Raw genomic sequence first — 25,147 nt, forward strand, 5'->3', positions numbered from 1 at the left:
CAAGTAGTAATTTAACAGAAATCTTCCCTTGATTACTCAGTGGTAGTAAGTAACGATGGATCTGTCGCCGGGGGAATACGGCTGACGCCGAGGGGATGTTTCAGACGGGTGGGGATTCTAATGGGGGAAACGGCGCCGAAAAGGTGCACCGAGGGCGCCTGGGTCGATGACATATTGCTCCAGGGTGAGGGGAGGCAGGTCGCCCTGCACCTGGGCGAAGCAGTGAGCCGGGCGGAACTCCGCCGGCTCGTCGCGGCCGAACAAGCCTGCTTCGAGGCGGCCGGGCTGGCCGCGGGAGGAGTGGTCGCGTTGCGGCTGCCGCCCTCTCTCGGCTGTATCGTCGCGATGCTCGCCGGATGGCGTACGGGAGCCCAAGTGGCCCTTCTCGACTACCGGTTGACGACGCACGAGGTGGGCAAGGCCATCGCGCGGCTGGCGCCGCAACTGGTCGTCGAGCCGGTGGCCGAAGTGAGCGGAACGCTCCGCGGCTTCTTCGACGTCAGCACCCGGATCACCCCCCTGCGCGGCGGCCGCCAGGCCGAATCGCCGCACGTCCTGCTCCAGCTCAGCTCCGGTTCGACCGGCCCCTCCAAGGTGATCGGCCGCACCGCCGGCAGCCTCCTCGCGGAGATCGACCGGTACGGACGACTCGACGGATTCCCCCACCGGGGCGAACGCACCGTGGTCCTGGCCTCCATCGTCCATGTGCTCGGCCTGGTCGGCGGACTGCTGTACGGCCTCGCCAGTGGCACGCAGGTGGTCCTGCCCGCGCGCCAGAGTGTCGACGGCATCCTCAAGGCCGTCGCGGCAGGCGACGAACCGACCACCATCCTGGGCGTGCCGTCCCAGGCAGCGGTCCTCGCCGCCGCCCAGACACCGCCCCGACTGCCCCAGCTTCGCCGCATGATCACCGGCGGCGAACTCGTCAGGGAGGACGTCAGGGAGCGGTTCACCAACGGCTACCGCGCCGAGCTCGGCGTCATGTACGGCATGACCGAAGCCGGTGTCATCGCCGCCGACCTCACCGGCTCCACCCACCCCGGCCTGACCCCCGCGCCAGGCATGCGGGTGCGGGTGGAGGACGGCCAGATCCTGCTCGGCCTGCCGGCGTCACCGTACGTCGGACAGACCGACCCCTCCCGCTACGTGGACGGCTGGCTGCGCACCAAGGACGCGGGCAGCTTCGACGACGCCACGGGTCTGCTGACCGTGCTCGGCCGGCTCGACTCGCAGGTGTCCATCGGCGGACTCAAGGTGGACCTCTCGGAAGTCGAGGCGTCCATCACCGCGTTGCCGGGCATCACCGAAGCCGTGGTCGTCCACGGCACCGGCATCGAAGCCTTCGTGATGGTCGAGGAGCGGGCCGTGTTCGACGGCCTCGCGGACTGCCTCGCCGCCCGCCTCGCCCCCTACAAGCGCCCCCGCACCCTGCACGTACTGTCCGAACTCCCCCGCACCGCGACCGGCAAGCCCGTCCGCAACGCCGACGTCCTCCGCGCCGCGGCGCGGTCGGCCGCCGGTGTCTGACCGGCTCAGCCGAACGCGGCGGCGGACACCCGGCGGACATCGAGCCGGAGGTCGTCGGCGCGCGAGGCACCCACAGTGCCCTCGTGCAGCGCAAGACCGATGACACGCCGTCCGCCGTCCACCATGACAGCCGCGGACACCACGTCCGGTGCGCCGGGCAGGCGCCGCGCCACCACAGGCGCGTCCTCGCCGGGCGGCCACCGCCGGGGCAGCGGCACCTGGCGGCTCATGCCGCCCTGCCGGAGCCCCTGGCCGAGCGCCTTGCCGACCGACTCCTTCTGAGTCCACAGCCACAGGAACGCCACTGACTGATCCTCCTCGGGCAGTCCCGTGACCCACGCCGCCTCGGCGGGGTCCAGCCAGGCCCGGGCCATCGCCGCGGCGCGCAGCCGCCGTACCACTTCCACATCCACACCCACGGGGGCCAGGCCGGTCAGGGCGACGGCCAGAGCCCCGCGCGCGTGAGTCACGCTGACGTGCAGTGACTTGCCGGCACCGCCGAGCACCGGACGGCCTCCGGCCTCGTGCTCCAACCAGATCTCGGACGGCGCGACATCGAGCAGCCCGGCCGCGGCCCGCACCACCAAGGTATGCGCCTTGCGCCGCTCGTCGCCGTCCGTGGTGCACCACAGCACCGTCACCGTGTCCGGGGACCATCCCGGATGCCTGTCCATGAAGAGGGAGTCAATCAAATGTCCGCTGAGGTTGAGAAGTTCATCATCGAGGCTCTTCAGAACATGAACTACGACGTTTCCGACGTAACGGGCGAGACCCCGCTGGGCCCGGCCGGACTGGACCTCGAGTCCCTCTCCGTCGCCGAGATAGCCATCCAGGTCGAGGACACGTACGGCGTGAAGTTCGAGGAGGACGAGATGGAGACCGTCGCGCTGCTGAGCGTCTCGGGTCTCGTCAAGGAGATCGTCGAGCGCGCGTCCGCCGCCGCGACGGCCGGGTGAGTCCAGGAACCGTCCTGGTACGCCGGGCGAACCCTCCCCGCCCCCGCGCCCACGGCAGCGGGCGGGAGGGAGCGGCCGGCGGCCGGTGAGGCGGGGCGAGCCGAGCGCGCACACCTCGTATCCGCAGCGTCCGTGCGCGAAGAGTCCGATCCAGAGAGTGGAGACAACGGGGCATGAATCCGAAGAACGAGCGCGCAGAACTCGCCACCGACCAAGGTCTTGGCGTCGGCAACGTGCTGACCACGCTCCTCGCGCGGGGCACCGGCCTCGACGCGCCGACCCTCACCTTCGACACCGAAGTCGACGGGCACCCCGCCTGGCAGGCCCTGTCGCTCGCCGAACTGGGGAAGCGGGTCGCGGCCAGGGCGGCCGCACTGCACTCCCTCGGCGTACGGCCCAGGGACCCGGTCGCCGTCTTCGTGACGGCCGGCGCCGACCAGGTGCTCAGCTACCTCGCCCTGGTACGCATCGGCGCGATCCCCGCCCTGGTCAACGGCCGGGTCCCGGCCGAGCAGGCCGGCGAGTACATCAAGCGGCTGCGCGCCGTCGGCGTCATCGCCGACGCCGCGCACTGGGACGCCCTCGCGGGCCTGGAGATCGAGACACCGCTCCTGGCGGACCCGGCCGACCTCGGCAGGGGCGACCCCGCGTCGGCCCCCAAGCCCTACCGCCACCACGGCAACGAGCCCGCGGTCATCACCCACTCCTCCGGAACCACCGGCCTGCCCAAGGCCGTGATCCACTCGCACCACAGCCTCTTCGCGGCCATCCGTCACCGGCTTTCGCTGCCCAAGGGCCAGGGCGTCGACCGGATGCTGGGGGCGCTGCCCTCGGCGCACGCGGCCACCGTCATCGCCGTCAACCTGGCCCTGACCAGCCGCACCCAACTCGCCGTGCTCTCCCAGCAGTCGGGCGGGCCCGTCCTCGACGCGATCGAGTCCTGGCAGCCGCACAGCGTCCTCGGCTTCGCCACCACCTGGTCGGAACTGGCGGGCGAGGACCTCTCGACCCGTGACCTGGGCTCCGTACGCACCTGGTGGAACACCGGCGACTGCGCGCACGAGGCCCACATCCGCAAGCTCATCGCCGTCGGCATGCGGGAGTCCGTCAGCTCCCAGGGCCGGGTCCGCAAGCCGGGCTCGTTCTTCGTCGACGGCCTCGGCTCCTCGGAGATGGGGCACTCCCAGTTCTTCATCACCCACACGCCCGAAACCACCCGCTACGGCCGGTGCATCGGCAAGCCGCACGCCTTCTCGGACGTGGTCGTCGTCGACGACGAGGGCGAGAAGCTCGGCACGGGACAGGTGGGGCAGCTCGCCATCAAAGCGCCCACACTCTCGCTCGGTTACTGGAACGACTCCGTCACCACCTACCGCACGCGCAGGGACGGCTACTTCCTCACCGGCGACCTGGTCTTCCGCGACGAGGCCGGCTACTACTACCACGTCGACCGCGCGGTGGACGCCGTGGATCTCGGCGAGGGCAAGAAGCTCTACACCATGCTGTGCGAGGAGCAGGTACTCGCGAACTGCGCCGACGTCCTGGAGTGCACCGTCGTCGCCGTGCGGACGGACGAGAAGGTCGTCACCTCCGTCCTGCTGTTCCTCGACCCGAAGGCGGACCAGGACGCCGACCGCACCGCCGAGGTGCTCGCCGCCCTCGAACCCCACGTGGCCGCCACCGTCGACCGCGTGGTGGTCGTGAGCCCGGACCGCATCCCGCTCGGGGCGACCGGCAAGGTCCGCAAGATCCTGCTGCGCCAGCGCTTCCTCGACGGCGACCTGCTCGGTGTGGCACCGGCCTCGGGGCAGGTGGCGGCATGACGCACCGCAGTACGGACGCGGGCGCCGTCATCACCGGCCTCGGCACGTTCACCCCGCTCGGCCGCGGCGCCGCGGAGACCTTCGACGCGCTGTGCCACGGCAAGTCGGGGCTGCGCAGGCCGCCCACGGGCCATCCCCTCGACGGCAGCGTGGACGTCGCCGGCATCGCGCCGGACATCGAGGCCCGCGAGGTGCTGCCGCCGAGCGAGGGCCGGCTGGTCGACCGTTACGCCCTGATGGCCCTGGCCGCGGCGGACGACGCGCTGGCCGACGCCGGCCTCGTCGTCGGCCGCGACGTCGACCCGCACCGGGTCGCGGTGATCGTCTCCAGCGGCGCCGGCGGACTGTCGACGTACGAGGAGCAGGCGCTGGCCAGGGCGCAGCGCGGCCCCACCGCGGTCAGCCCCTACCTGCTGCCCGGCATGCTGCCGAACATGGCAGCCGCCCGTATCGCCATCAAGCACGGCATACGCGGCTGGAGTTCGGCGATCGCCACCGCGTGCGCCGCCGGCGCCCACGCCGTGGCGGAGGCCGCCCGGCTGATCCGGTACGGCGAGGCCGACGTGGTGGTCTGCGGCGGTGCCGAGGCCCCGCTCAACCCGACGTCCGCCCTCGCGTTCGCGCACGCCAGAGCCCTGGCCCACGGCTGGGGGGACGACCCCGAGGCGGCCAGCCGGCCCTTCGACCGCCGCCGCAACGGCTTCGTCCTCGCCGAGGGCGCGGGCGTGCTCGTCGTCGAACGCGTGGGCCACGCCGACGCGCGAGGCGCCGCGGGCTACGCCGATCTCCTCGGCTGGGGTGCCACAACGGACGCCTACCGGCCCACGGCGCCGCGCCCCGACGGCGACGGAGCCGCACACAGCATGCGCGGGGCGCTCGCGAAGTCCGGCCTCTCGCCCCAGGACGTCGGCTACATCAACGCGCACGGCACGGCGACGAAGCTCGGCGACGTCGCCGAGACGAAGGCCGTCCGGGCCGTGTTCGGGGATCACGCGCCCGCCATCAGCAGCACCAAGTCGATGACCGGCCACCTCCTGGGCGGATCCGGCGCGGTGGAGGCGGCCATCAGCGCCCTGGCGATCTCCCGCGGCGTACTGCCGCCGACCCACAACCTCGACGAGGTGGATCCGGACTGCGAACTGGACCACGTGCGGGGCGAGGCCAGAGCGCAGCGGGTCGAGGCCGCGATCTCCAACTCGTTCGCCTTCGGCGGCCACAACGTCAGCCTGCTGCTCTCCACGGCCAGCAGCCGCAAGAAGCGTTAGAAGAAAGGGAATCGTGAACATCGGAGCTGTAGACCACATCGAGTTCTACGTCGGTGACGCCCAGCAGTCGGCGTTCTTCCTGTGCACCGCGTTCGGATTCCGCGTGTGCGGCCAGGCGGGCCCCGAGACGGGCCGGGCCGACCGGCGCTCGCTGCTGCTGCGCCAGGGCGGCATCGACATCGTGCTCACGTCCGCGCTGACCCCCGAGCACCCCGCGGCCGCGTACGTGGCCCAGCACGGTGACGGCGTGGCCAACATCGCCTTCGAAGTCACCGACGCTGCGAAGGCGTTCGCCCTCGCCGTCGAGCGCGGCGCCACCGCGGTCGAGGAGCCGCGGACGCACGCCAAGGACAGCACCGAGGTGGTCACCGCCTCCGTGCTCGGCTTCGGCGACGTCGCCCACCGGTTCGTGCAGCGCACCGGAGACCGGGCCGAGTTCCTGCCCGGCGTGATGGACATCTTCGCCGAGGACCCCGACGAGGGCGAACACCTGCTGAGCACGGTGGACCACGCGGCGATATGCCTGCCCGCGGGCCAGTTGCAACCCACCGTCGCCTTCTACGAGAAGGTCTTCGGCTTCAGCCAGATCTTCGAGGAGTTCATCGAGGTCGGTGAGCAGGCCATGGACTCCAAGGTGGTGCAGAGCCCCTCGGGGAAGGTCACCTTCACCCTCATCGAGCCGGTGACCGACCGGGAGCCCGGCCAGATCGACGGCTTCCTGGCACGCCACAACGGCGCCGGCGTACAGCACCTGGCCCTGCTCGCCGACGACATCGTCGCCGCCGTGCCGGCGCTCGAGGCCCGCGGTGTGAAGTTCCTGGAGACGCCCGACGCCTACTACGACGAGCTGGAGGAGCGCCTCGGCCGCCCGGACCTGAAGATCGAGGACCTGAGACGCACGAATGTCCTGGTCGACCAGGACCACTGGGGCCAGGTCTTCCAGATCTTCACGCAGTCCCCGCACGTCCGGAAGACCTTCTTCTGGGAGGTCATCGACCGCCACGGCGCCCGAACCTTCGGCAGCGGCAACATCAAGGCCCTCTACGAGGCGGTGGCCCGCGAGAAGGCGACTGCCTGACCGCTGCCGGCGCGCCCGGCCGTGTGCCCGGGGCCACACCGGGCGTGGTCTGCCGCGTGCCGCGCCGCCACCACCACTCCCACACGATTCGCATCCCTCGCACCGAAGGAAGACCGTGACTGTTCAGGACGCCACCCCGTTCACCCTGACCGAGGAGGAGCGGGAGTTGCTCCCCTCCGACGAAGACGTCACCTTCTACGCCGAGCACGGCTGGTACCTCTCGAAGAAGCTCTTCACCGATGAGGAGGTGGACCTCCTCGAGTCGGCCAGCGAACGCTTTTACGCCGGCCACCGTGACCGCACGCTGCCGGTGCGCCCGCCCAAGCTCGCGTACTGGGAGCCGGAGCACGGCGATGTGCAGCGGCACAACGACTACATCCACTACGAGGACGACACGATCGGCCGCATCCTGCGCAAGCCGCTGCTCGGCGCCGTGGCCGCGCGGCTCGCCGAGGCCGAGGAGATCAGGGTGTTCCAGTCCACTCTGATCCTCAAGCCCCCGGTCGCGGAGGAGCAGTCGAACATCGTGCCCTGGCACTTCGACCGCCACTACTGGTCCACGTCCACCTCCGAGCGGATGCTGACCGCGTTCATCCCCTTCCACGACTGCGGTGAGGAGATGGGCACGATCACGATGGTGGACGGCAGCCACCGCTGGAAGGAGACCGCGGACAACGACGCGACCTCGCTGCACTTCGCTGAGCGGGACCGCAATGAACTCGACACCATGCTGGAGGAGAACGCGCGCTACAACGGTGTCGAGGTGCGCAAGATCCCCGTGCACATCCCGAAGGGCCACGTCAACTTCCACCACTGCCGGACCTACCACGGCAGCGGGGCGAACGTCAGCGACCGTCCGCGCCGCGCCATCTCCTTCCACCTGCAGGACGGCGACAACCGGTACCGCGACTTCCGCCGTTCGGACGGCACTCCGGTCACGTACAACCACGATGTGCTGGTGCGCAGGACCGCCGGGGGCACGCCGGACTACAGCGACCCCGAGTACCTGCCGGTGCTGTGGAGCAGCCGCTGATGCGCAGTGCCGCAGTGGTCGGAACCGGCCTGATCGGTACTTCGATCGCCCTGGCCCTGCGGGGCCGGGGCGTGGCCACCTATCTCCTCGACCAGGACCCGGAGGCGGCCCACACCGCGGCCGACCTCGGTGCCGGCGTGGTGGCCGTCCCGCGTGCGCCGGTGGACCTGGCGATCCTCGCGGTACCCCCGCAGCACGTGGCGTCAGCCCTGCGCGAGCACCAGCTACGTGACCTGGCACACGACTTCACCGATGTGGCAAGCGTCAAGGCCCGGCCGCAGGAGGAGGCGGCCGCGCTGGGCTGTGACCTGAGCCGCTATGTGGGCGGGCACCCCATGGCGGGGCGGGAGCAGGCGGGCCCGCTCGCGGCACAGGGTGACCTCTTCCAGGACAGGCCCTGGGTGCTCACGCCGACTGCGGGCGCCCGCCGGCAGACCGTCGACCGGGTGACGGAACTCGCCGAACTCTGCGGTGCCCGCCCGGTCGTGATGAGACATGACCAGCACGATCGGGCGGTGGCCCTCATCTCGCACACCCCGCACCTGGTGGCGAGCCTGCTGGCCGCCCGTCTGCTGCACGGCGACGACTCCCAACTCGAGCTCGCCGGGCAGGGTTTGCGCGACGCGACACGGATCGCGGCGGGGGATGCCGAGCTGTGGACCGACATCCTCGGCTCCAACGCGACGGCCGTCGCCGATGTGCTCACGGAGTTCGCCCTGGATCTGCGCGTGGTCGTGGACGCCCTGCGCGACCTGGGCACGGGCGCACCGGAGCGGCACCGCGCCGGCAGGGCGCACCTCACCACGGCCTTGGTCCGCGGTGTGCAGGGACGGGGCCGGATCCCGGGCGGGCTGCGGCTGAGCGGTGTGTCCGCCGGCAATTGAGGTTCGGCCACCCGCAGTCAAGCGGGGTGGGCCTACAACGACTTGCGATGCAGTGGAGAGACTGACTATGACCAGCCGAGGGCTCGACGTCTGCCTCATCGGTGCCGGGCCCCGAGGGCTCTCGGTCCTTGAACGGCTGTGTGCGAACGCCGGGCCGGCGCCGCAGAACGTGCCGATCACTGTGCATGTGGTCGACCCGTATCCGCCCGGGGCCGGGCAGGTGTGGCGTACCGACCAGTCCGAACACCTGCTGATGAACACGGTGGCGTCCCAGGTCACGATGTTCACCGACGAAAGCGTCGAGGTCGAAGGGGTGCTCGCTCCGGGGCCGAGCCTGTACGAATGGGCGCGCTTCCTCACCCTCACCGGCCCCATGGACGACCGGCAGTACGACGAGCAGGTCCTGGCCGAGGCGCGTGCGCTCGGCCCCGACTCCTATCCGTCCCGCGCCTTCTACGGTCACTATCTGGAGTGGGTCTTCCAGCGGGTCACGAGGACGGCACCGACCCGGCTGACCACCGTCGTGCACCGCGCCCGCGCGGTGGCGCTCCAGGACGAACCGGGCCGCGGTGCGGAGCCGTGCGGCACGCAGAGTGTGCTCCTGGACAACGGCACGCTCATCGGCGGCCTCCACGCGGTCGTCCTGGCACAGGGGCATCTGCCCGTACGCCGCTCCCGCCGCCAGGACGAACTCGGCGGCTTCGCCCGCCTCAACGGCATCGGCTATGTGATGCCCGCCAACCCCGCGGACGTGGACCTGTCGCCGGTGCGGCCGGGTGAGACCGTCGCGCTGCTCGGGCTCGGCCTGAACTTCTTCGACTACATGGCGCTGCTGACGCTCGGCCGTGGCGGTCGCTTCGCCCGGCGTTCGGGCCGGCTCGTCTATCTGCCGTCGGGCCGCGAGCCCCGCCTCGTCGCGGGCTCCCGCAGGGGGCTCCCTTTCCACTCACGGGGTGAGAACCAGAAGGGTGCCCACGGCCGCCATGCGCCGGCCGTGCTGACCGCCGAGGTGATCCGGGAACTGCGGGAGCAGTCCCGGCGGCACGACGGGATCGACTTCCACGCCACGCTGTGGCCGCTGGTTTCCAAAGAGGTCGAGACCGTCTACTACACCGCGCTGCTCACCGCCGAGGGCCGGGCCGGCGACGCGGAGCGGCTGCGGGTCCGCTACCTCGCTGCCAAGCCCGGCAGCGGCCAGGAGCAGGACGTCCTCACGGAGTTCGGCATCGCCCCACGGGACCACTGGGACTGGGACCGTATCGCCCGCCCGCACGCGGACCGGGACTTCTCCTCGCCGCAGGACTTTCAGGACTGGTTGCTCGGCCACCTGCGCGAGGATCTGCGGGCGGCGCGCGACGGCAACGTGGAGGGGCCGCTCAAGGCGGCCCTCGATGTGCTGCGTGATCTGCGCAACGAGCTCCGGCTGGTCGTCGATCACGGGGGTCTCACGGGGAGTTCGCACCGGCAGCACCTGGACGGCTGGTACACACCGCTCAACGCGTTCCTCTCCATCGGCCCGCCCGCCCGGCGGATCGAGGAGGCGATCGCCCTGATCGAAGCCGGCGTGCTGCGGGTGCTCGGGCCCGATGTCCGGTCCGGCACGGACCAGGAAGCCCGCGCGTTCACGATGGAGTCCGCCTCGGTTCCGGGCTCGCTGACCCAGGCCACCACGCTGATCGAGGCACGCCTGCCGGAGATCGATCTGCGGGTGACCGCCGACCCGCTGCTGCTCCAGCTCCTCGACACCGGGCAGTGCCGGACGTACGAGATCACGGATCCCGACGGTTCGGTGTACGAGACGGGCGGACTCGCCGTCACCGATGCGCCGTTCCACCTGATCGACGCCGACGGCCGTCCGCACCCGCGACGCTTCGCCTTCGGCGTCCCCACCGAATCCGTGCACTGGGCGACGGCAGCAGGCATACGCCCCGGAGTGAACTCTGTGACGCTGCAGGACTCCGACGCCATCGCGCACGCCGTACTCGGCCTTGTCCAGGGTTTTCGCCCGGACAGCGAAATGATCGGAGAGCTGACCAGGTGAGCGCCAATGTGCCCCCCTCACTCCTGCCGGATGCCATCGACGCCGGACTGCTCAGCCCGGTGCGAGCCGGAACTCCCGCGGAGGCCGCCACGTCCGACGGCGCCTGGCTGCAGGCGCTGCTCGACGCGGAAGCCGCGCTGGTACGCGCCCAGGCGAGTCTCGGCAACGTACCGGCCGAGGCCGCCGAGGCGATCACCGCGCTGGCCCGCGCCGACTTGCTGGATCTGCGCGAGCTCGCCGTGCTCAGCCGGGGAGCGGCCAATCCGGTGGTGGCCCTGGTCCAGGCGTTCACCGCTCTGGTGGCTGACAAGGCCCCGTACGCCGCCGACTACGTGCATCGCGGCTCGACCAGCCAGGACATCTTCGACACCGCGCTGATGCTCGTGGCCGGCCGGACCCTGGACATCCTGGTGGCGGATCTGGAGGGGATCGCCGAGTCCCTGCGTGCGCTGGCCGGCGAGCACACGCGGACGCTCATGGCCGGGCGCACGCTGGCACTGCACGCGGTGCCCACGACGTTCGGTCTCAAGGCGGCCGGCTGGCTGGCGGCGGTGTGCGACGCCGCTGACCGGCTGCGCGAGCTGCGGGCCGAACGGCTGGTCGTCCAACTGGGCGGCGCGGCCGGTACGCTGGCCGGTTACGTCGAGTACGAAAGGCTGCACCGCGGCGCGCGGCAGGAGACCGTGGCCGAGGGCTATGCGGCGCGGCTGACCGCGCGGTTCGCTGCGGAGGCGGGTCTGTGTGCACCTGTGCTGCCCTGGCACAGTCATCGTGCTCCCATTGCCGCACTGGCCGCTGAACTCGCCCTGGCGACCGGTGTGCTGGGGAAGATCGCTGTGGATGTGCAGTCGCTGGCGCGGACCGAGACGTCCGAGGTGGCGGAGCCGGCCGCGGCGGGCCGTGGTGTCTCCTCGGCGATGCCGCAGAAGCGGAACCCCGCTCTGGCCACGCTGATCCGTTCGGCGGCCTTGCAAGTTCCCGCGTACGCGGGCGTGCTGACGCACACGATGCTGTCCGAGGACGAGCGTTCGGCCGGCGCTTGGCACGCCGAATGGCAGCCGCTGCGCGAGTGTCTGCGACTGGCCGGAGGGGCTGCGCACACCGCACGCGAGCTGGTCGCCGGTCTGGAGGTGTCGCCGGAGCGCATGCGGGCGAATCTGGACCTGACCGGTGGCCTGATCGTCTCGGAGCGGCTGGCGGCCGTGCTGGCGCCCGCGCTCGGCAAGGCCGCCGCGAAGGCCGTCATGAGCCGGGCATCGCTCGTGGCGGCCGCCTCGGGCCTGTCCCTCGCGGAGATCCTTTCACGGGACGACGCGATCACCGACCGGTTCGATGCGCAGGATCTTCAGCGGCTGCTCGACCCCGCCGGGTACACGGGTGCCGCCGGGGAGCTGACGGAGCAGGCGCTGCGGCGGTACGCGGGCCGGCGCCGTGAGGCCGGCGCATGAGCCGCGGAGCGCCGCTGGCGGGTGCCGTTCTGAACGCGCTGTCAAGACCGGCACCCGGCCTCGCGGGCAGAGCCGCCTTCGTTCTGTTCTGTCATCCGCTCCGGCGTGGCAAGGTCCTGCCCCGTGAGCGGGCCGTCCACGAGCGGGCCGTCACCGAGGAGCTGACCGTCAACGGCAAGCGGGTGCGGGTCTACCGCTGGGGCACCGGCGAGCGTCCCGTCCTGATGCTGCACGGCTGGCAGTCAAGGGCCTCGCGGTACGCCGCCTTCGTGCCGCGCCTGCAAACGCTGGGGCTGACCCCGGTCTCCTTCGACGCTCCGGGGCATGGGGGCTCGGCGGGCCGCAGTACGACGATCCTCGAATACCGCGAGATCATCCGCCAACTCCAGGACAGGTACGGCGCGTTCCACTCGATGATCGCCCACTCGCTCGGCGCCACCAGTGCGCTCCTCGCGCTGCGCGGCGGAATCAAGGCGGGACGCCTGGTCACGGTCGCGGCGGTGAAGGATTTCGACCACCTCCCGGACGAGTTCGTACGGATTCTGCGGCTCCGGCCCGGCTTGCGGCGGGACCTGCGCGACCGGATCGAGCACCAGTTGTTCGCGGAGGTCTCCCACCCATGGGAGCTCTTCGACGCCACCCGCGGGCCCACCGGGATCGACGTGCCGATGCGGATCATCCACGACAAGGACGACGACATGGTGCCGGTCGAGCAGGCGTACGCGCTGAAGGCGGCGTACGGCGACCGGGCGGAGCTGGTCGTCACAGCGGGGCTCGGGCACCGCAAGGTGCTCGGCGAAGCGGCGGTCATCGATTCGGCGGTGGACTTCATCGCGCCTTCTAAATGAACGAACGATCGTTTAGTTTATCTTCGGGTCCCACGACGTGGATCCGATGACGAAGGGACCACGCATGACCACGGCTTCACCGCAGTCACCCGGAGCGAGCCAGGCCGACGTCGCGGCGCCGCCCGGAGAACCGACGCGGCAGGGCTCACCACCGGAGGCATCGGCCGCCGCGAAGCTTGCGCTGTTGGTCGCGTCCGGAGCGACCTTCCTCGCGGTGCTCGACACCACGGTCGTGAACATCGCCTTCGCTGACCTGCGCGTCGACTTCCCCGACGCCTCGCTGTCCCAGCTGACCTGGGTCGTCACGTCGTACACGGCCGTGTTCGCCGCGCTGCTCGCCGTCGCGGGCCGGGTCGCCGATGTCATCGGGCGCAAGAAGCTCTTCCTCTGGTCCACGGTCCTGTTCACCCTCGCCTCCGTGCTGAGCGGGCTCGCGGTGGGTGTGCCGATGCTCGTCGGCGCCCGTGCGCTGCAAGGAGCGGCGGCGGCGGGGATGATCCCCTCGGCGCTCGGCCTGGTGCTCCAGCACACGCCTGAGGCCCGTCGTCAGGTCGCCGTCGGCGTCTGGGGAGCGGTCGGGAGCATGGCCGCGGCAGTCGGGCCGAGTCTCGGCGGTCTGCTGGTGGATGTGTGGGGCTGGCGCAGCGTCTTCCTGATCAATCTGCCGATCGGCCTCCTCATCGTGGTGATCGCGGCCCGGCTCTCGGGTGACGGGCCGAGCGGGCGCCGGCTTCCCGACCCGGTGGGCACCCTGGCCCTTGCGCTGGGCATCGGCGGTGTCGTCTTCGGTGTGACCCAGGGGACGGAATGGGGCTGGGACAGCAGGCGGGTCCTCGCCCTGCTCATCGGCGGCGCCGTACTCGTCGTGGCCGCGCTGCTGCTCTCCCGGCGGCACTCCGCGCCCGCCATCGAGTGGGACCTGTGGCGCAGCCGCACCTTCGCCGCCACCAACGTCTCCTCGCTGCTCTTCGGTGCGGCCATGTACTCCTACCTGCTCGGCTCCCTGCTCTTCCTCAACGCGGTATGGGGCTACTCGGAGTTGAAGGCGGGCCTGGCGGTCACGCCCGGAGCCTTCAGCGCCGCGGTGGGTGCCATGGTGGTGGGGCGCCGGGTCGGCCCTCGTGCCCAGTGGGCCGCGGTTGCCGTAGGCTCCACGCTCTTCGGCGCCTCCTGCGCCGCGATGTATCTGCTCCTCGGTACCGAGCGCGAGTACGCGGCGGTCTGGCTGCCCATCGGCGTCGTGGCCGGCCTCGGTATCGGCGCGGCACTGACCGCGATCTCCAACGCGGCCACCGCCTCGCTCGCACCGCGGCGCTTCGCCTCCGGTACCGGCCTTCTCATGACGACGCGCCAAATCGGTGGTGCTCTCGGCATCGCCGCCCTCGCGGCCATCCTCGAACGCCACGACCTCCTCGATGACCAGGGGTACCTGCAGGTGTTCCTGGCGTGTGCCATCGGGTCCGCGGCGGCTGCGCTGGTCGCGCCGGTGATCCGGTCACGGCCCCGGCAGGCCTCGTAGCGGACCCATCGTCTGCCCTTGTCCACCCCCTACCTTCCCCGACGCAGCGAAACAGAGAGTGCAATGCCACCCATCGACCGTTCCGACCGTTCCGCAGCACGCGCGGAGTACTCCCTGCTGGCCGAGCTCCAGCCGGTGGTGGAGATCAATCTCAACCGCCACCTCGAAGTCGCCAAGGAGTGGTTCCCCCACGAGTACATCCCCTGGGGCGAAGGCCGGGACTTCGAGGGCCCGCTCGGCGGTGAGGCATGGACGCAGGGCGAGGCCAAGCTCCCCGAGGTGGCCCGAACCTCCCTCGTGGTCAACCTCCTGACGGAGGACAACCTGCCCGGTTACCACTTCGCGGTGGCCGAGTTCGGCAAGGACGGCGCCTGGGGCAACTGGGTCAACCGCTGGACCGCCGAAGAGGCCAGGCACGGCATCGCCCTGCGCGACTACCTTCTGGTCACCCGAGCCGTCGACCCCAGGGCCCTGGAGCGGGCCCGCATGACACACATGTCGACGGGATACGAACGCCCCGACGACTTCAGTGCCCTGCACGCGATCGCGTACGCCTCCTTCCAGGAGCTCGCCACCCGGATCTCGCACCGCAACACCGGCCATGCGAGCACCGATCCGGTCTGCGACACACTGCTCGCGCGGATCGCGGCGGACGAGAACCTGCACATGGTCTTCTACCGGAACCTGGTCGAGGCCGCGTTCGACCTGGCACCCGACACCACCATGGCGGCCGTACGCGACGTCGTGACCGGGTTCGAGATGCCGGGCTCGACGATCAAGGACTTCGGGCGCAAGTCCGCGGAGATCGCCATCGCAGGCATCTACGACCTGCGGCTGCACCACGACAGCGTGGTGATGCCGATCCTGCGCAAGCTGCGCGTGTTCGAACGGGGCGGATTCGGCCCGGCCGGCGAGGCGGCACGGGAGGAACTCGCCGCCTTCACCGCCAAGTTGGACACCCAGGCGACATCCTTCACGGACCGGCGCGAAGGCATCCGCGCGGCACGCGCCAAGCGGGCGGCTGCCGTACAAGGAGAATCGCGATGAAGCAGCCCAAGGCCGGGCTCGCAATCGATGTCGAGGCGTTCCGCGCCATGCTGGGCATGGCCGACGGCACCCGCCACGACGGCGAACGGTCCGGGGTGGCGGACATTGTCCCGAACCGCTTGGCGCCGCTCGGCCTGCTGGCGGCCGCAGCTTTGCGGGCGAGCGCCGACCTGCTGGGCCGTACAGGCCCCGGCGACGGCATGGTGCCGATTCACGGAGCCCAGAAGCTCTGTGTCCACCGGCCTGTACGCGCAGGGGAAGAACTTGCCTCTGACGCTTCCGTGCTGTCGGTGCGGCCGCTCGGTGCGGGCACCGTGCGGGAGGTTCTCGTACGGTTTACGGATACCGTCGGGGCCCCAGTGGCCGAATCCACCTCGCTGATCGTGCACACCCCGCCGGCAGCCGCACCGGCCAACGCGGTGAAACCGCCCGCGCCCACCGGGAGCCGACCCGGCCAGGAGTCCGTCCGGACATCGTCGTTCACCGTGACGCGCGCGCTCGTGCAGCAGTACGCGACGCTGTCCGGAGACCACAATCCCATTCACCTCTCGGAACGCGCCGCACGGGCAGCAGGGTTCCCCGACACCATCGCGCACGGCATGCTCACCTTCGCCCTGGCAGGTCATCACCTCGCGGGCCTTGCCGGCGAGGAGCGGGTGAAGGAGATCCAGTTGCGCTTCGCCAAGCCCTTGATCGTCCCGCCCGGCGGCGCGATGGTCGCGCTCTCGGACCGGCCACTGCCGTCCGATGCCCCGGAGCAGGGCGGTCTCCTGCTGACAGCGACAGACGGCGTCGGCACGACGATCGCCAGAGGGCGCGCCGTGGTGGAGCACCGGACCGCGCACACCTCCGGCTGACTCGGCCATCCTGTGACGACCGACTCCGGCCCACCCCACCCCACCGCGCCGACGCAGCGGTGGGGGTTACGGACGTCGTGCCGCCATCAGCCGGAGGCCGAGGGCCGGGTCTTCCCACGCCGTCCGTACGTGGCCCAGGCCCGCCGCCCGGAGCAGGTCCTCGACCTCGCCGTCCGCGGGCGCCGTCCCACCCGCGACGGCCAGGCCGAGGCGCGCCACCACGACCCCGAGGAGGCGTTTCGGAGCGAGCGGGCACGGCAGGACCATCCAGCCACCGGGCATCAGCGCGGCTGCGCCGGCGGCGATGGCCCGGCGCAGGTCATCACCCGGCAGCCCGCCGACGGGCAGCCAGGCGAGAGCGAGCCGGTCGTCCGCCTCGAAGCCGGCCAAGTCGCCGATCCGTATCCGCACCTGCCCGTCGACCGTGGGCACGGGCAACTGCTCCGGTTCCAGCGCGAGCACCGGTACACAGGGGACATGACGCGCCAACTCGACGGCGGACCGGCCCCCGTCACCGGCCGCGCAGCCCACCCTCGCACCGGGCAGGTCCAGCATTCCGGGCAGCCCTTCCAGCCGCCCCAGCAGGGAGTTGACCAGCGCATCCGCAAGCACTGGTGCCTCGCCGCCGCATCCGGGCAGCAGCTCCCGCCCCACGACCGCCGCCCCGGTCCGCAGTCGGGCACCCCCGGTCACCGCCTGCCGCAGCCGCGCGGCGAACGCGGAGGCACGCGGGCCACCGATCAGTACGCGCTCCAGGCCCTCGTCGACCGTATAGCGACCCTCGCCATCCCGCCGTACCAGCGCGGCGTCCACCAGAACCTCCAGCAGGCCTTCGGCAAGGCCCACGGGCAGATCGCCGGCCGCCTCCTTCGCCGTGCACGGCTGCAGCAGCCGGCCGAGCAGCCCGGTCTGCCGTGCGACGGCGCAGGCCGGCAGCGCCCACGCTTCCGCGGCCAGTTCCGCGAGCCGCCCGTCGAAAAGCCCCGTTGGTCCCTGCGGCAGGGCGTCGGGTGCCTCCCCGGAAAGGATTGCTCCCCACAGGGTGTGGGCGCGCCCGAGCAGCGCGGCCAGCTCTGCGCGGGGTCCCGGACCGACGGATTCGAGCCCGGCCGCCGACAACACCTCGCGCACCGGGCCCGCGAACTCGCCGGCACCGTCATATGCGGCCGCGGCGTGCAGCGCCCACCAGGAATCAGCCCGTTTGGCGACGGCGCGCTCGGCGGCGTCCTCGCGCACCCGTTTGCCCTCCAGGCCGACGATCGAGCGCTGGCCAAGCTGGATGAGGAGCGTCTCCTGGGAGCCCTGCCCGGAGATCAGGCCCAGAATGTCGCGCATGAAGCGTTCCCAGGGAAAGGTGGCCATGTACGCCTCGCCGCCCTGCAGCCCCATCACCAACTGACCTACACGCAACGCACTTTCGGCGGTCTGGTGCTTGGCGACGGTGGCGAACTCGTCGAAGTACGGGTCGCGGTCCGTCGAGCGGGTGCCGTCGAGCGCCCGGTAGACGCTCGCCCGGGCGCTCTGTAGCAGCAGGCGCATCTCACCGACCGAGCGCTCCACATTGGTGTAGTCGAGGACCGGGCGCCCGCCGCGCCTGCGTGCGGCCAGCGACTCCACACAGTTCTCGACCACCGCTTCCAGGGCGCCGAGCACCCCGCACGCACTCATCGTCCGGCGGATACGCGCATACGTATTGAGTTCGCTGAGCGCGTCGGCGCGCCACACGAGCCGCCACTGCGGCAGCCGTACGTCGTGCAGGAGCACCTGGCCCAGGCCCATCGTGTGCAGGCCCATGGTGTCCATGGGAACCGGTGTGACACCCGGATCATCCTTCTCGACCACGAAGGCGAGCATGTCGTTGGATGCCTCGTCGCGCAGGAAGAGGATGAAGAGGTCGGCGAACGCGGCCCCGGCGAGGAAGCGCTTGGCTCCGTTGAGCACCCATGTGTCACCTTCGAGGCGCGCCGTGGACGTGTAGTCGTACGGGTCCCGGTTCTCGTAGGCGCCCTGCACGCCGAAGCGCCGGCCGGCCAGGAGGTCCGGAACGTAGCGCTCGATCAGTTCCGGTGTGCCGCTGGACAGGATCAGCTCGGTGATTTCGACGGTGATGTCGAGCAGCACGGCGAAACCGGGATCGCGCGAGAGCCGGGCGATCTCCTCGACCACCACACCCCAGGCGAGCTTGTCCCGCCCGTCGCCCCCGGCCTCGACCGGCAGTGAGAACCGCATCAGGCCGAGGTCGCCCGCCTGCTCGAACACGCGCTTGTCGAGCGGCCGCCGTTGACGGTTGCGAAAGTGCGAGCCCGGGTTGGTGACGCCCAGAACGAAGCCGGCGAACCTGCGCCGGGCCTCGCGCCGGACCTGCTCCACCTCAGCGTCGAGGGTCTGGTGTTCCCCGCCGGGGTGTGCCCCGCGGTGGCCGCCGCCTCCCCGGTTCATGACATCGGCGGCACGGGCGCGGGCCGTCACGCGGACGTCCCGGTCACCGCACCGCCGGCCGTCGTGGCCGGGGCGCTCTCCATCGCCTGGACGAGGTCGTCCAGGGTCTCGTCGCCGAGGAAACGCTCCAGCGGCACATAGGCGCCGGTGTGCTCCTCGACCTGCACGGAGAGCTGGGCCGCGGTGAGGGAGTCGATGCCGATCTCGCCGAGCGGCTGCTCGGCCGGGAACTGCTCGTCGAGACCGAGGAGTTCTGCGATCAGCGAGGACAGCCAGGCGCCGAGCGGCTCGGCGGCGGCGTCCGGATGGTCGACGCGTGCGGTGGTGATGGCGTACTCCTAGCTTCGCTTGGGTGAGGGGTCACGGTGTTGCGGTGCGAGCCGCAGCGGCACGAGGGAGAACGCCCGGTCGTCGTCGTCGAGCTCTTCGAGCCGGCGTACCAGCAGCTCCTCGGCCGCCAGGTCGGGCCCGGCCGGCAGGCCGAGGCGCGTCACGACGCGGCGCAGTGCGAGCGAGAGCCAGGCCCGCTCGATGGCCAGGCCGCCGAGCGCCTCACGGCGTTGGAGCCAGGTGTGCAGACAGCAGGCCGCCGCGTGCACCAGACAGTGCCGGCGGGCTGCCTCGTAGGCCTCGGTCGTTCGCCGCGTGCCGAGCGCGGCGAATGCCTGCCGCGTCTCGTCACGGACCGCGAGGAGTCTGCGGGCCAGGGCAGCGAGTTCGCCGTCGTCGGCCAGCGCCTCGACCGCGTCGTCGAGGAGGTCGACCACTTCGTCGGCGCCGCCGAAGGTGATCGACGGGCGCAGCTCCCGCGGCGCGGGGGACCCCACCGCCTCGCCGAACCCGAAGAGCAGCGGGAGCGGCAGCTCGGCCGGCGCCCTGCGGCGTCGTGCGGCGCCTGCCAACTGGGCCCGGACAGTGTCGAGCTGCACCAGCTCGGTGCCCTCGAACACCGGGGTGATCGCCACATCGCGCAGCAGCTTCTGGAAGGCGCCGCCCGCAACACCCTCGCGCAGGTGGGCGCGTGCGCTCAGTACCTCCCCGCAGGCGGTCACGGCGTCCACGCACAGCCCCGGCACCACGTACTTGGCCACCGCGGACCACAGTGCCATCCGCTGCCGGGCCACATCGAGGCCGCGCGCGGCGGCCAGCTCGGTGCACTCCGCGACCAGCAGATCGGCGAAGCCACGGGCGAGCAGGGAACGTACCGGGGCCATGGCGAGCGCCGGCCGGCCGTAGAGCATCCGCCCACGGGCATGGCGCAGTGCGATCCGCAGTGCCGTGTCGGCCGCGCCGAGGCTGCTCGCACCGACCAGGGTCCTGGTGAACTGCAGCATTCCGGAGACCATCTCAATGCCCCGGCCCGGCCGGCCCAGCACGGCATCGGCGCCGACCCGGCAGCCACTGAGGGTGAAGCCGCTCAGATCATGGCCGCGCAGACCGTGGGTGCGTACCTTCTGGAGCCGCTTCACCGCGCTGCCGCCGAGGGCGTCGAAGTCGAGCAGGAACAGTCCGTACGACGGCTTTGATGCGGCAAGGACGGTGGCGAACGAGGAGCGCCGGCCGTTGCCGACGAGCCATTTCTCTCCGTCGAGCACATATCCGCCCGGAACCGGGACGGCGCGGGTGCCGGTGGCGAGCAGGTCGCTGCCCGCCGCCTCTTCGCTGATGCCCGCTGTGCCCCGGGCGCGGCCGAGCACGAGCTCGGCGACCCTGGGCCGCTGTGCGTCGTCGCCCCAGATCCACACCGGTGTCGCGGCAAGGAGTGTCGACCCCAGGCCGACGGAGACCGCCAGATCGCGGCGCGAGGTGGCGCGCACCACGGCCATCAGTGACTCGAACGAGGCGAGCCGGCCGCCTTCGGACGCGGGGACCAGGTGCTCGTGCAGGCCGGCCGCCCAGGCAGCGTCGTAGGCCGCGGTGGGTTCCGCCTCGAGCTCGTCGGCGCGTACGCCGCCGGCCAGCGACATTCCGCTGCTCGGGTCGAAGGGGCAGCCGAGCGCTTGCTCGATCCGCGCCGCGCTGTCGAACGTGGGCAGCGGGCCGCCGGGTCCGGCCGTCGTCAGGTTGTCAGGGAAGGTCATATGCGCTCCACCACGACGGCGTACGGTCCGCCGTCCTCGTCGTCGGCAAGCCCCAGCTCATGTACGAACGCGAGTCCTTCGCCGAGCCGATGGGCGGTGGTGCGGACCTGCAGCAGATCCCACAGCTGGCCGGCCCGCAGCCAGGTCACATCGACCCGGCGGATCGGCTCGGCCTGCGCGCGGCGCAGCCCGGGGACCGCCTTGCCGTACTTCAGCACGAGTTCCTCGCGCGCTCCGGCGGCGAAGCCGAGGGTCTCGGCCCAGTACCACTGGTCGGCCACTTCGCAGTGGTGACGATGCACACGGAACTCCGACACGGCAGCGGCCAGTTGCTCACCGTCACGCTCGAACCCGGCGCGCAGTGCGCGCACCTGCGACCGGTGCGCGGTGCGCTCGATCTCGTCGTCGTGGAAGGCGGCGACGAGCGCATCGGGCAGTGGCCGGGGCACGCCGGAGAGCGCCTCGTCGCCGCTGAGCCGCAGTGGCACCGACGCGGCCCGTGTGCGCACCGCGACACCGGCCGGGCCTTCGAGTGTCATCTCCACTTCGAGCTGCGAAGCACGCGGGCCGCGGATGCGCGCGGTCACCTCGACCACCGCGTCGTCGGCGTCGGGGAACCGCAGCGGGTGTACGTACTCCAACTGCCATGACCACAGCACGAATCCCACGCGGTGCTCGTGCACGAGGGTGCGGTGGCTGCACACATGGTCGCGCATCCAGCGGGTGCCGGCCTGGAACGCGAGCCGTCCGACCGCGGTGGGCTGCAGTTGCGCCGGGGTGAACAGGCTTGCGTCGAGTACGGCCTCGTAGGTGGAGCTGCGCGGCATCGCGGCCTAGCCTCCGGAGACCGCGGTGACGATGTCCACCCGGTCGTCGTCGGTGGCCTCGCGATCCAGCTCACTCCTGGTGAGCCGCTCGCCGTTGAGGGCGATCAGATGCGTCGGGCGCACTTCTCCCGTGCGGTCGAGCAGTACCTTGCCCAGGTTGGGGTAGCGCTCGGTCAGAGCGGCCAGACCGGCCCGCACCGTGTTTCCGCCGACCTCGATCTCGTTCTCGTAGTCCGTGAAGCGGAGCAGGACGCCCCTGACCTTGACGATCATCGTCCGGCCCCTTCGTCGATGTGGTCCTGTCGCCCGGCGCCGGGGTCCGGCGCCCGCGTGCGCCGGGCGGGTGCCTGCCAGCGGGCGAGCTCCTGAAGTGCGCCGGCCAGATAGTTCCGGCGGGCCAGCCAGCGCTGCACCTTTCCGCTGGAGGTCTTGGGGATGCTCTGCGGCGCTATCAGGACAACCGCGTGCGGCGGAACGCTCAACTCCCGCGAGACGGTCCGCCGGATGCCGTCGACAGTCGCCCGGTAGTGCCCCTCGTCGCCGGCGTCGGCCTCGTAGACCACCACCAGACGCTCGGTGTCTCCCGCTGCGTCTTCCACCGCGAACGCGGCTCCGCAGTTGCGGCGGATCCCGGGGACCGAGGCCTCGCAGACGCGCTCGATGTCGACCGGATCGAGGTTGCGACCGTTGATGACGACGAGGTCCTTCAGGCGTCCCGCCACGAAGAGCTCGCCGTCCTGGACGAACCCGAGGTCACCGGTACGCAGATACGGGCCGTCGTCGGCCACCGTCATCGCGCCGAACGTCTCGGCGCTCTCCTGCGGGCGCTGCCAGTAACCGTCGGCGACACCGGGCGAGTCGATCCAGATCTCGCCGACCGCGCCGTCCACCAGTGGCTCACGAGTGGCCGGGTCGGCGATCAGCACGCGGGTGCCGGGGCCGGGGCGGCCGCAGCTCACCAGCGACCGCGAGCTCTGTGCCGGTCCGGCCGGCGAGGCCGTACCGCGCGACTCCAGCGCCTCGCGGGAGACCTCCACCGAGCGCCAGCCGTCCAGCGGCTTGCCGCCGGTCACGAACAGGGTCGCCTCGGCGAGGCCGTAGCACGGGTAGAAGGACTTGTCCCGGAAGCCGCTCGGCCCGAAACGCTCGGCGAACCGCGCCATCGTCTCGGCGCGCACCGGCTCGGCGCCGGTGAAGGTGAGCTCGACGCCGGACAGATCGAGGGCTGCCACATCGGCGTCCGTTGCCCGGCGCACACAGAGGTCGTACGCGAAGTTCGGGGCGCCGGTGATCGTCGCGCCGTACCGGGAGAGCATGCGCAGCCAGGCCAGTGGGCGGCGCAGAAACGTCACCGGCGACATGAGCGTCACCGGTATGCCGGCGGACAGCGGGGTGAGGATGCCGCCGATCAGTCCCATGTCGTGATACGGCGGCAGCCACAGGCCGCCCGAGCTGCCCGGATGGATCCCGAACCCGCGGGCGATCTCATGGCAGTTGCTCAGCAACTGGGCATGGCTGAGCATGACGCCACGCGGGAGTGCCGTCGAACCCGAGGTGTACTGCAGCAGCGCGAGCCGGACCGGACGGCTCACCGGAACCGGCCCTTCGGCGCTGAGGTCGCCGTCGGTCCCGGCCGGCGTGTCGGTGGTGATCAGGCGAGGGGCGCGGCCGTCGATCGCCGTCGCGAGCCAGTCCGCCATCAGCGGTGCGATGTCCGAGGTGGTCAGTACGACGTCGGAACCGGCGTCCTGGATGATCGCGGCAAGCCGCGGCAGCGTGCGCGCCAACCGGGTTGGGTCCGGCGGGAAGGCGGGCACCGCCGGCACGCCCGCGTAGAAGCAGCCGAACAGGCCCGCGAGGTAGTCGAGGCCCGGTGCGAAGAGCAGCAGCGCCGGGTCAGGCCGCCCCCGGGTGGTCGCCAGAATGCTTGCCGCGACGGTCCGGGCCCGCTTGTCGAGCTCGGCGTAGGTGATCTCCTCGGCCGACTCGTCGTCACCGACAAAGCGGTAGGCCACGACATCGGGCCGGTGGAGCGCCCGTTCGTGCAGCAGCGCTGCGAAACCGTGGTCACTGACAGGGGACACCGGGAGCCTGTTCCGCCGGCAGGGAGTTCCACTTGCCGGGCTTCCCCAGCCACTCGTCGCCATCCGGCAGCGGCACAACGCGCGTAGTGGCCAAGGGCAGTTCGGCCGAGAGCCGGGCATTCCACGCCAGGGCCGGCGCGAGCTCGGGTGGCAGCTCGTCCTCCGGGTAGATCGCGTCGGCGGGGCACGCCTCCACGCAGTTCCCGCAGTCGATGCACTCCTCGGGATCGATGACCAGGAACGTCCCGGCCTCACGGAAGCAGGCGACCGGGCAGTAGGTGATGCATTCCGCGAACTTGCAGTGGACGCACTGCTCGGTGACGACGTGTGTCACGTCATGTCCTTCCCTCTGTCACCCGGTACGCCGGGTTGCCGGGCGATGTCCGAACCGAGCAGCTCGGCATGCTGGTCAACGAAGCGGTGTCCGGCGTCGAGACCGCGTTCGTAGGCCTTGACCAGGCCCTCCGGCGTCGCCGCGGCATAGTCGACGCCCAGCAGCTTGAGGTCCTCGTCCGGCTTGATCACCAGCACCCGCGCCCCGCCCAGGACGGAGCCGTCGACGATCTCCTCGGACGCGTAGAGGTCACGGAAGAGGGGGAAGGGGTCGCAGCCGATCGCGATCAGCACGGTCACGCCCTTGGCCGCGACCTCCCGCGCCGGACAGGAGCAGGTGTACGAGGCGTCGACGTAGGCCTGCCCGTCGACCTCAGCAGGCACGGCCCAGGCATGCAGCATGCGCGTCGAGGCGTAGGAGACCGCGTCGTAGTTGTCCGGCGTCAACCGGGGTTCCTCGCCCCCGGCCGCGGCGCGGGAGGAGAACACGACGGTGGACAGGTTCTCCTCGACCCAACTCCGATCCCCGGTGAAGACGTTGCGCAGGAGCTGCTTGCCGAGCGCCTTGGCCTGCGGCCCCTGGGTGGCTTCCGCGGCGGCCGGATTGGTGACCTTGCTGGTGGCAAGGAGGAACTCCGGGGCCTCGGGGTGGAAGAGTCCCTCGCGCAGTGCGGGGCCGTATTCCCTGATGCTGTCGAGTACGACACTGCTCATGCCCTTTTCCGCGGCGGCACCGGCGGCGCCCAGCCAGTACTCGGCGCCGGTGCGCCGCGCCCGGCCTATGGCGGCCAGTCCGCCGGACAGGCCGGAGGACGAGGCGGTGCCGTACACCTGCGCGCGCAGCCCGCGCTCCTCGAAGGCGGACAGCACTCCGTGGCCGTACACCCCTTTGAGCATTCCCGAGGCGACGGCGATACCGATGCGTTCCGTGGTGTTCGCGCCGGTCATGACGGCAGCCCCTTGTCGAGCTCGGATGTGGGGGAGGTGCCGGACGTAGGGCAGTCCGTCAGGAAGTGAGCATCGATCAGGCCGTCCAAGTGGTCTTTGATCCACTGGT

Annotated in this window: 22 protein-coding genes; 13 read left to right on the forward strand and 9 right to left on the reverse strand. The window is 71.2% G+C overall.

Features of this window, described 5'->3' with window-relative positions; translation table 11 throughout:
• Positions 1 to 120 precede the first annotated feature (120 nt).
• Positions 121 to 1,527 carry a class I adenylate-forming enzyme family protein gene (locus tag G412_RS0120455; RefSeq protein WP_037649332.1) on the forward strand — a complete coding sequence of 469 codons (1,407 nt, stop codon included), beginning with the start codon at positions 121 to 123 and terminating at the stop codon, positions 1,525 to 1,527.
• A gap of 5 nt (positions 1,528 to 1,532) precedes the next feature.
• On the opposite strand, the gene G412_RS35330 is transcribed toward G412_RS0120455, so the two are convergent.
• On the reverse strand, positions 1,533 to 2,201 hold the full coding sequence (locus G412_RS35330) for a 4'-phosphopantetheinyl transferase family protein (protein WP_157839144.1): 669 nt from the start codon (positions 2,199 to 2,201) through the stop codon (positions 1,533 to 1,535).
• Positions 2,202 to 2,219: 18 nt separating this feature from the next.
• On the opposite strand from G412_RS35330, the gene G412_RS0120465 reads away from it, so the two are divergent.
• The 12 genes from G412_RS0120465 to G412_RS37300 all read left to right on the forward strand — a co-directional run bounded on the left by G412_RS0120465 (position 2,220) and on the right by G412_RS37300 (position 16,326).
• Positions 2,220 to 2,483: an acyl carrier protein gene (locus tag G412_RS0120465; RefSeq protein ID WP_028813710.1), complete on the forward strand. Its 264-nt coding sequence runs from the start codon at positions 2,220 to 2,222 to the stop codon at positions 2,481 to 2,483.
• Between the two features lie 173 nt (positions 2,484 to 2,656).
• Complete coding sequence (locus G412_RS35335) at positions 2,657 to 4,306, forward strand: class I adenylate-forming enzyme family protein (RefSeq protein WP_051338496.1); 1,650 nt, start codon at positions 2,657 to 2,659, stop codon at positions 4,304 to 4,306.
• Positions 4,303 to 5,571: a beta-ketoacyl-[acyl-carrier-protein] synthase family protein gene (locus G412_RS0120475; RefSeq protein ID WP_028813711.1), complete on the forward strand. Its 1,269-nt coding sequence runs from the start codon at positions 4,303 to 4,305 to the stop codon at positions 5,569 to 5,571. Before G412_RS35335 ends, G412_RS0120475 begins: the two co-directional genes overlap by 4 nt.
• 13 nt (positions 5,572 to 5,584) lie before the next feature.
• Entirely contained in the window at positions 5,585 to 6,649 is a 1,065-nt protein-coding gene (gene hppD / locus G412_RS0120480) for a 4-hydroxyphenylpyruvate dioxygenase (RefSeq protein ID WP_028813712.1), read from the forward strand.
• 115 nt (positions 6,650 to 6,764) lie between these two features.
• Positions 6,765 to 7,682: a phytanoyl-CoA dioxygenase family protein gene (locus G412_RS0120485; RefSeq protein ID WP_028813713.1), complete on the forward strand. Its 918-nt coding sequence runs from the start codon at positions 6,765 to 6,767 to the stop codon at positions 7,680 to 7,682.
• Positions 7,682 to 8,566 (forward strand): prephenate dehydrogenase, encoded by an 885-nt coding sequence (locus G412_RS35340; protein WP_051338510.1) that lies wholly within the window; start codon positions 7,682 to 7,684, stop codon positions 8,564 to 8,566. The genes G412_RS0120485 and G412_RS35340 overlap by 1 nt, the downstream gene beginning before the upstream one ends.
• Before the next feature lie 67 nt (positions 8,567 to 8,633).
• Positions 8,634 to 10,607 (forward strand): FAD/NAD(P)-binding protein, encoded by a 1,974-nt coding sequence (locus G412_RS0120495; RefSeq protein ID WP_028813714.1) that lies wholly within the window; start codon positions 8,634 to 8,636, stop codon positions 10,605 to 10,607.
• A gap of 8 nt (positions 10,608 to 10,615) precedes the next feature.
• Complete coding sequence (locus G412_RS0120500; RefSeq protein ID WP_028813715.1) at positions 10,616 to 12,055, forward strand: nitrosuccinate lyase; 1,440 nt, start codon at positions 10,616 to 10,618, stop codon at positions 12,053 to 12,055.
• Positions 12,052 to 12,903, forward strand: a complete 852-nt coding sequence (locus G412_RS0120505; protein WP_028813716.1) for an alpha/beta hydrolase — start codon at positions 12,052 to 12,054, stop codon at positions 12,901 to 12,903. Before G412_RS0120500 ends, G412_RS0120505 begins: the two co-directional genes overlap by 4 nt.
• A 64-nt stretch (positions 12,904 to 12,967) precedes the next feature.
• A complete protein-coding gene (locus tag G412_RS35345; protein ID WP_157839145.1) occupies positions 12,968 to 14,422 on the forward strand; it encodes a DHA2 family efflux MFS transporter permease subunit in 1,455 nt (484 codons plus the stop codon).
• A 63-nt stretch (positions 14,423 to 14,485) separates the two neighbouring features.
• A complete protein-coding gene (locus G412_RS0120515) occupies positions 14,486 to 15,469 on the forward strand; it encodes an acyl-ACP desaturase (RefSeq protein ID WP_051338498.1) in 984 nt (327 codons plus the stop codon).
• The gene (locus G412_RS37300) at positions 15,466 to 16,326 is read left to right on the forward strand and encodes a MaoC/PaaZ C-terminal domain-containing protein (RefSeq protein ID WP_051338499.1); all 861 of its coding nucleotides are present in this window, start codon (positions 15,466 to 15,468) and stop codon (positions 16,324 to 16,326) included. The genes G412_RS0120515 and G412_RS37300 overlap by 4 nt, the downstream gene beginning before the upstream one ends.
• A gap of 66 nt (positions 16,327 to 16,392) precedes the next feature.
• Here the strand turns inward: G412_RS37300 and G412_RS0120525 are convergent, their stop codons facing one another.
• The 8 genes from G412_RS0120525 to G412_RS35360 are packed head-to-tail and all read right to left on the reverse strand — an operon-like array spanning position 16,393 to position 25,038.
• The gene (locus G412_RS0120525; RefSeq protein WP_028813719.1) at positions 16,393 to 18,795 is read right to left on the reverse strand and encodes an acyl-CoA dehydrogenase family protein; all 2,403 of its coding nucleotides are present in this window, start codon (positions 18,793 to 18,795) and stop codon (positions 16,393 to 16,395) included.
• The gene (locus G412_RS38345) at positions 18,792 to 19,094 is read right to left on the reverse strand and encodes a phosphopantetheine-binding protein (protein ID WP_078607202.1); all 303 of its coding nucleotides are present in this window, start codon (positions 19,092 to 19,094) and stop codon (positions 18,792 to 18,794) included. Before G412_RS38345 ends, G412_RS0120525 begins: the two co-directional genes overlap by 4 nt.
• A gap of 9 nt (positions 19,095 to 19,103) precedes the next feature.
• Positions 19,104 to 20,846 carry an acyl-CoA dehydrogenase family protein gene (locus G412_RS0120540; protein ID WP_051338500.1) on the reverse strand — a complete coding sequence of 581 codons (1,743 nt, stop codon included), beginning with the start codon at positions 20,844 to 20,846 and terminating at the stop codon, positions 19,104 to 19,106.
• Positions 20,843 to 21,673 (reverse strand): acyl-CoA thioesterase family protein, encoded by an 831-nt coding sequence (locus G412_RS0120545; RefSeq protein WP_028813722.1) that lies wholly within the window; start codon positions 21,671 to 21,673, stop codon positions 20,843 to 20,845. The genes G412_RS0120540 and G412_RS0120545 overlap by 4 nt, the downstream gene beginning before the upstream one ends.
• Positions 21,674 to 21,679: 6 nt before the next feature.
• Positions 21,680 to 21,946 (reverse strand): MoaD/ThiS family protein, encoded by a 267-nt coding sequence (locus G412_RS0120550; RefSeq protein WP_028813723.1) that lies wholly within the window; start codon positions 21,944 to 21,946, stop codon positions 21,680 to 21,682.
• Positions 21,943 to 23,757: a fatty acyl-AMP ligase gene (locus tag G412_RS35350; RefSeq protein ID WP_244283129.1), complete on the reverse strand. Its 1,815-nt coding sequence runs from the start codon at positions 23,755 to 23,757 to the stop codon at positions 21,943 to 21,945. The genes G412_RS0120550 and G412_RS35350 overlap by 4 nt, the downstream gene beginning before the upstream one ends.
• Positions 23,741 to 24,091: a 4Fe-4S binding protein gene (locus G412_RS35355; protein WP_051338501.1), complete on the reverse strand. Its 351-nt coding sequence runs from the start codon at positions 24,089 to 24,091 to the stop codon at positions 23,741 to 23,743. Before G412_RS35355 ends, G412_RS35350 begins: the two co-directional genes overlap by 17 nt.
• Positions 24,088 to 25,038, reverse strand: coding sequence for a patatin-like phospholipase domain-containing protein (locus G412_RS35360; RefSeq protein WP_051338502.1), 951 nt, complete (start codon positions 25,036 to 25,038; stop codon positions 24,088 to 24,090). Before G412_RS35360 ends, G412_RS35355 begins: the two co-directional genes overlap by 4 nt.
• Positions 25,039 to 25,147: the final 109 nt, after the last annotated feature.

Source organism: Streptomyces flavidovirens DSM 40150 (assembly GCF_000429085.1).
GTDB lineage: Bacteria > Actinomycetota > Actinomycetes > Streptomycetales > Streptomycetaceae > Streptomyces > Streptomyces flavidovirens.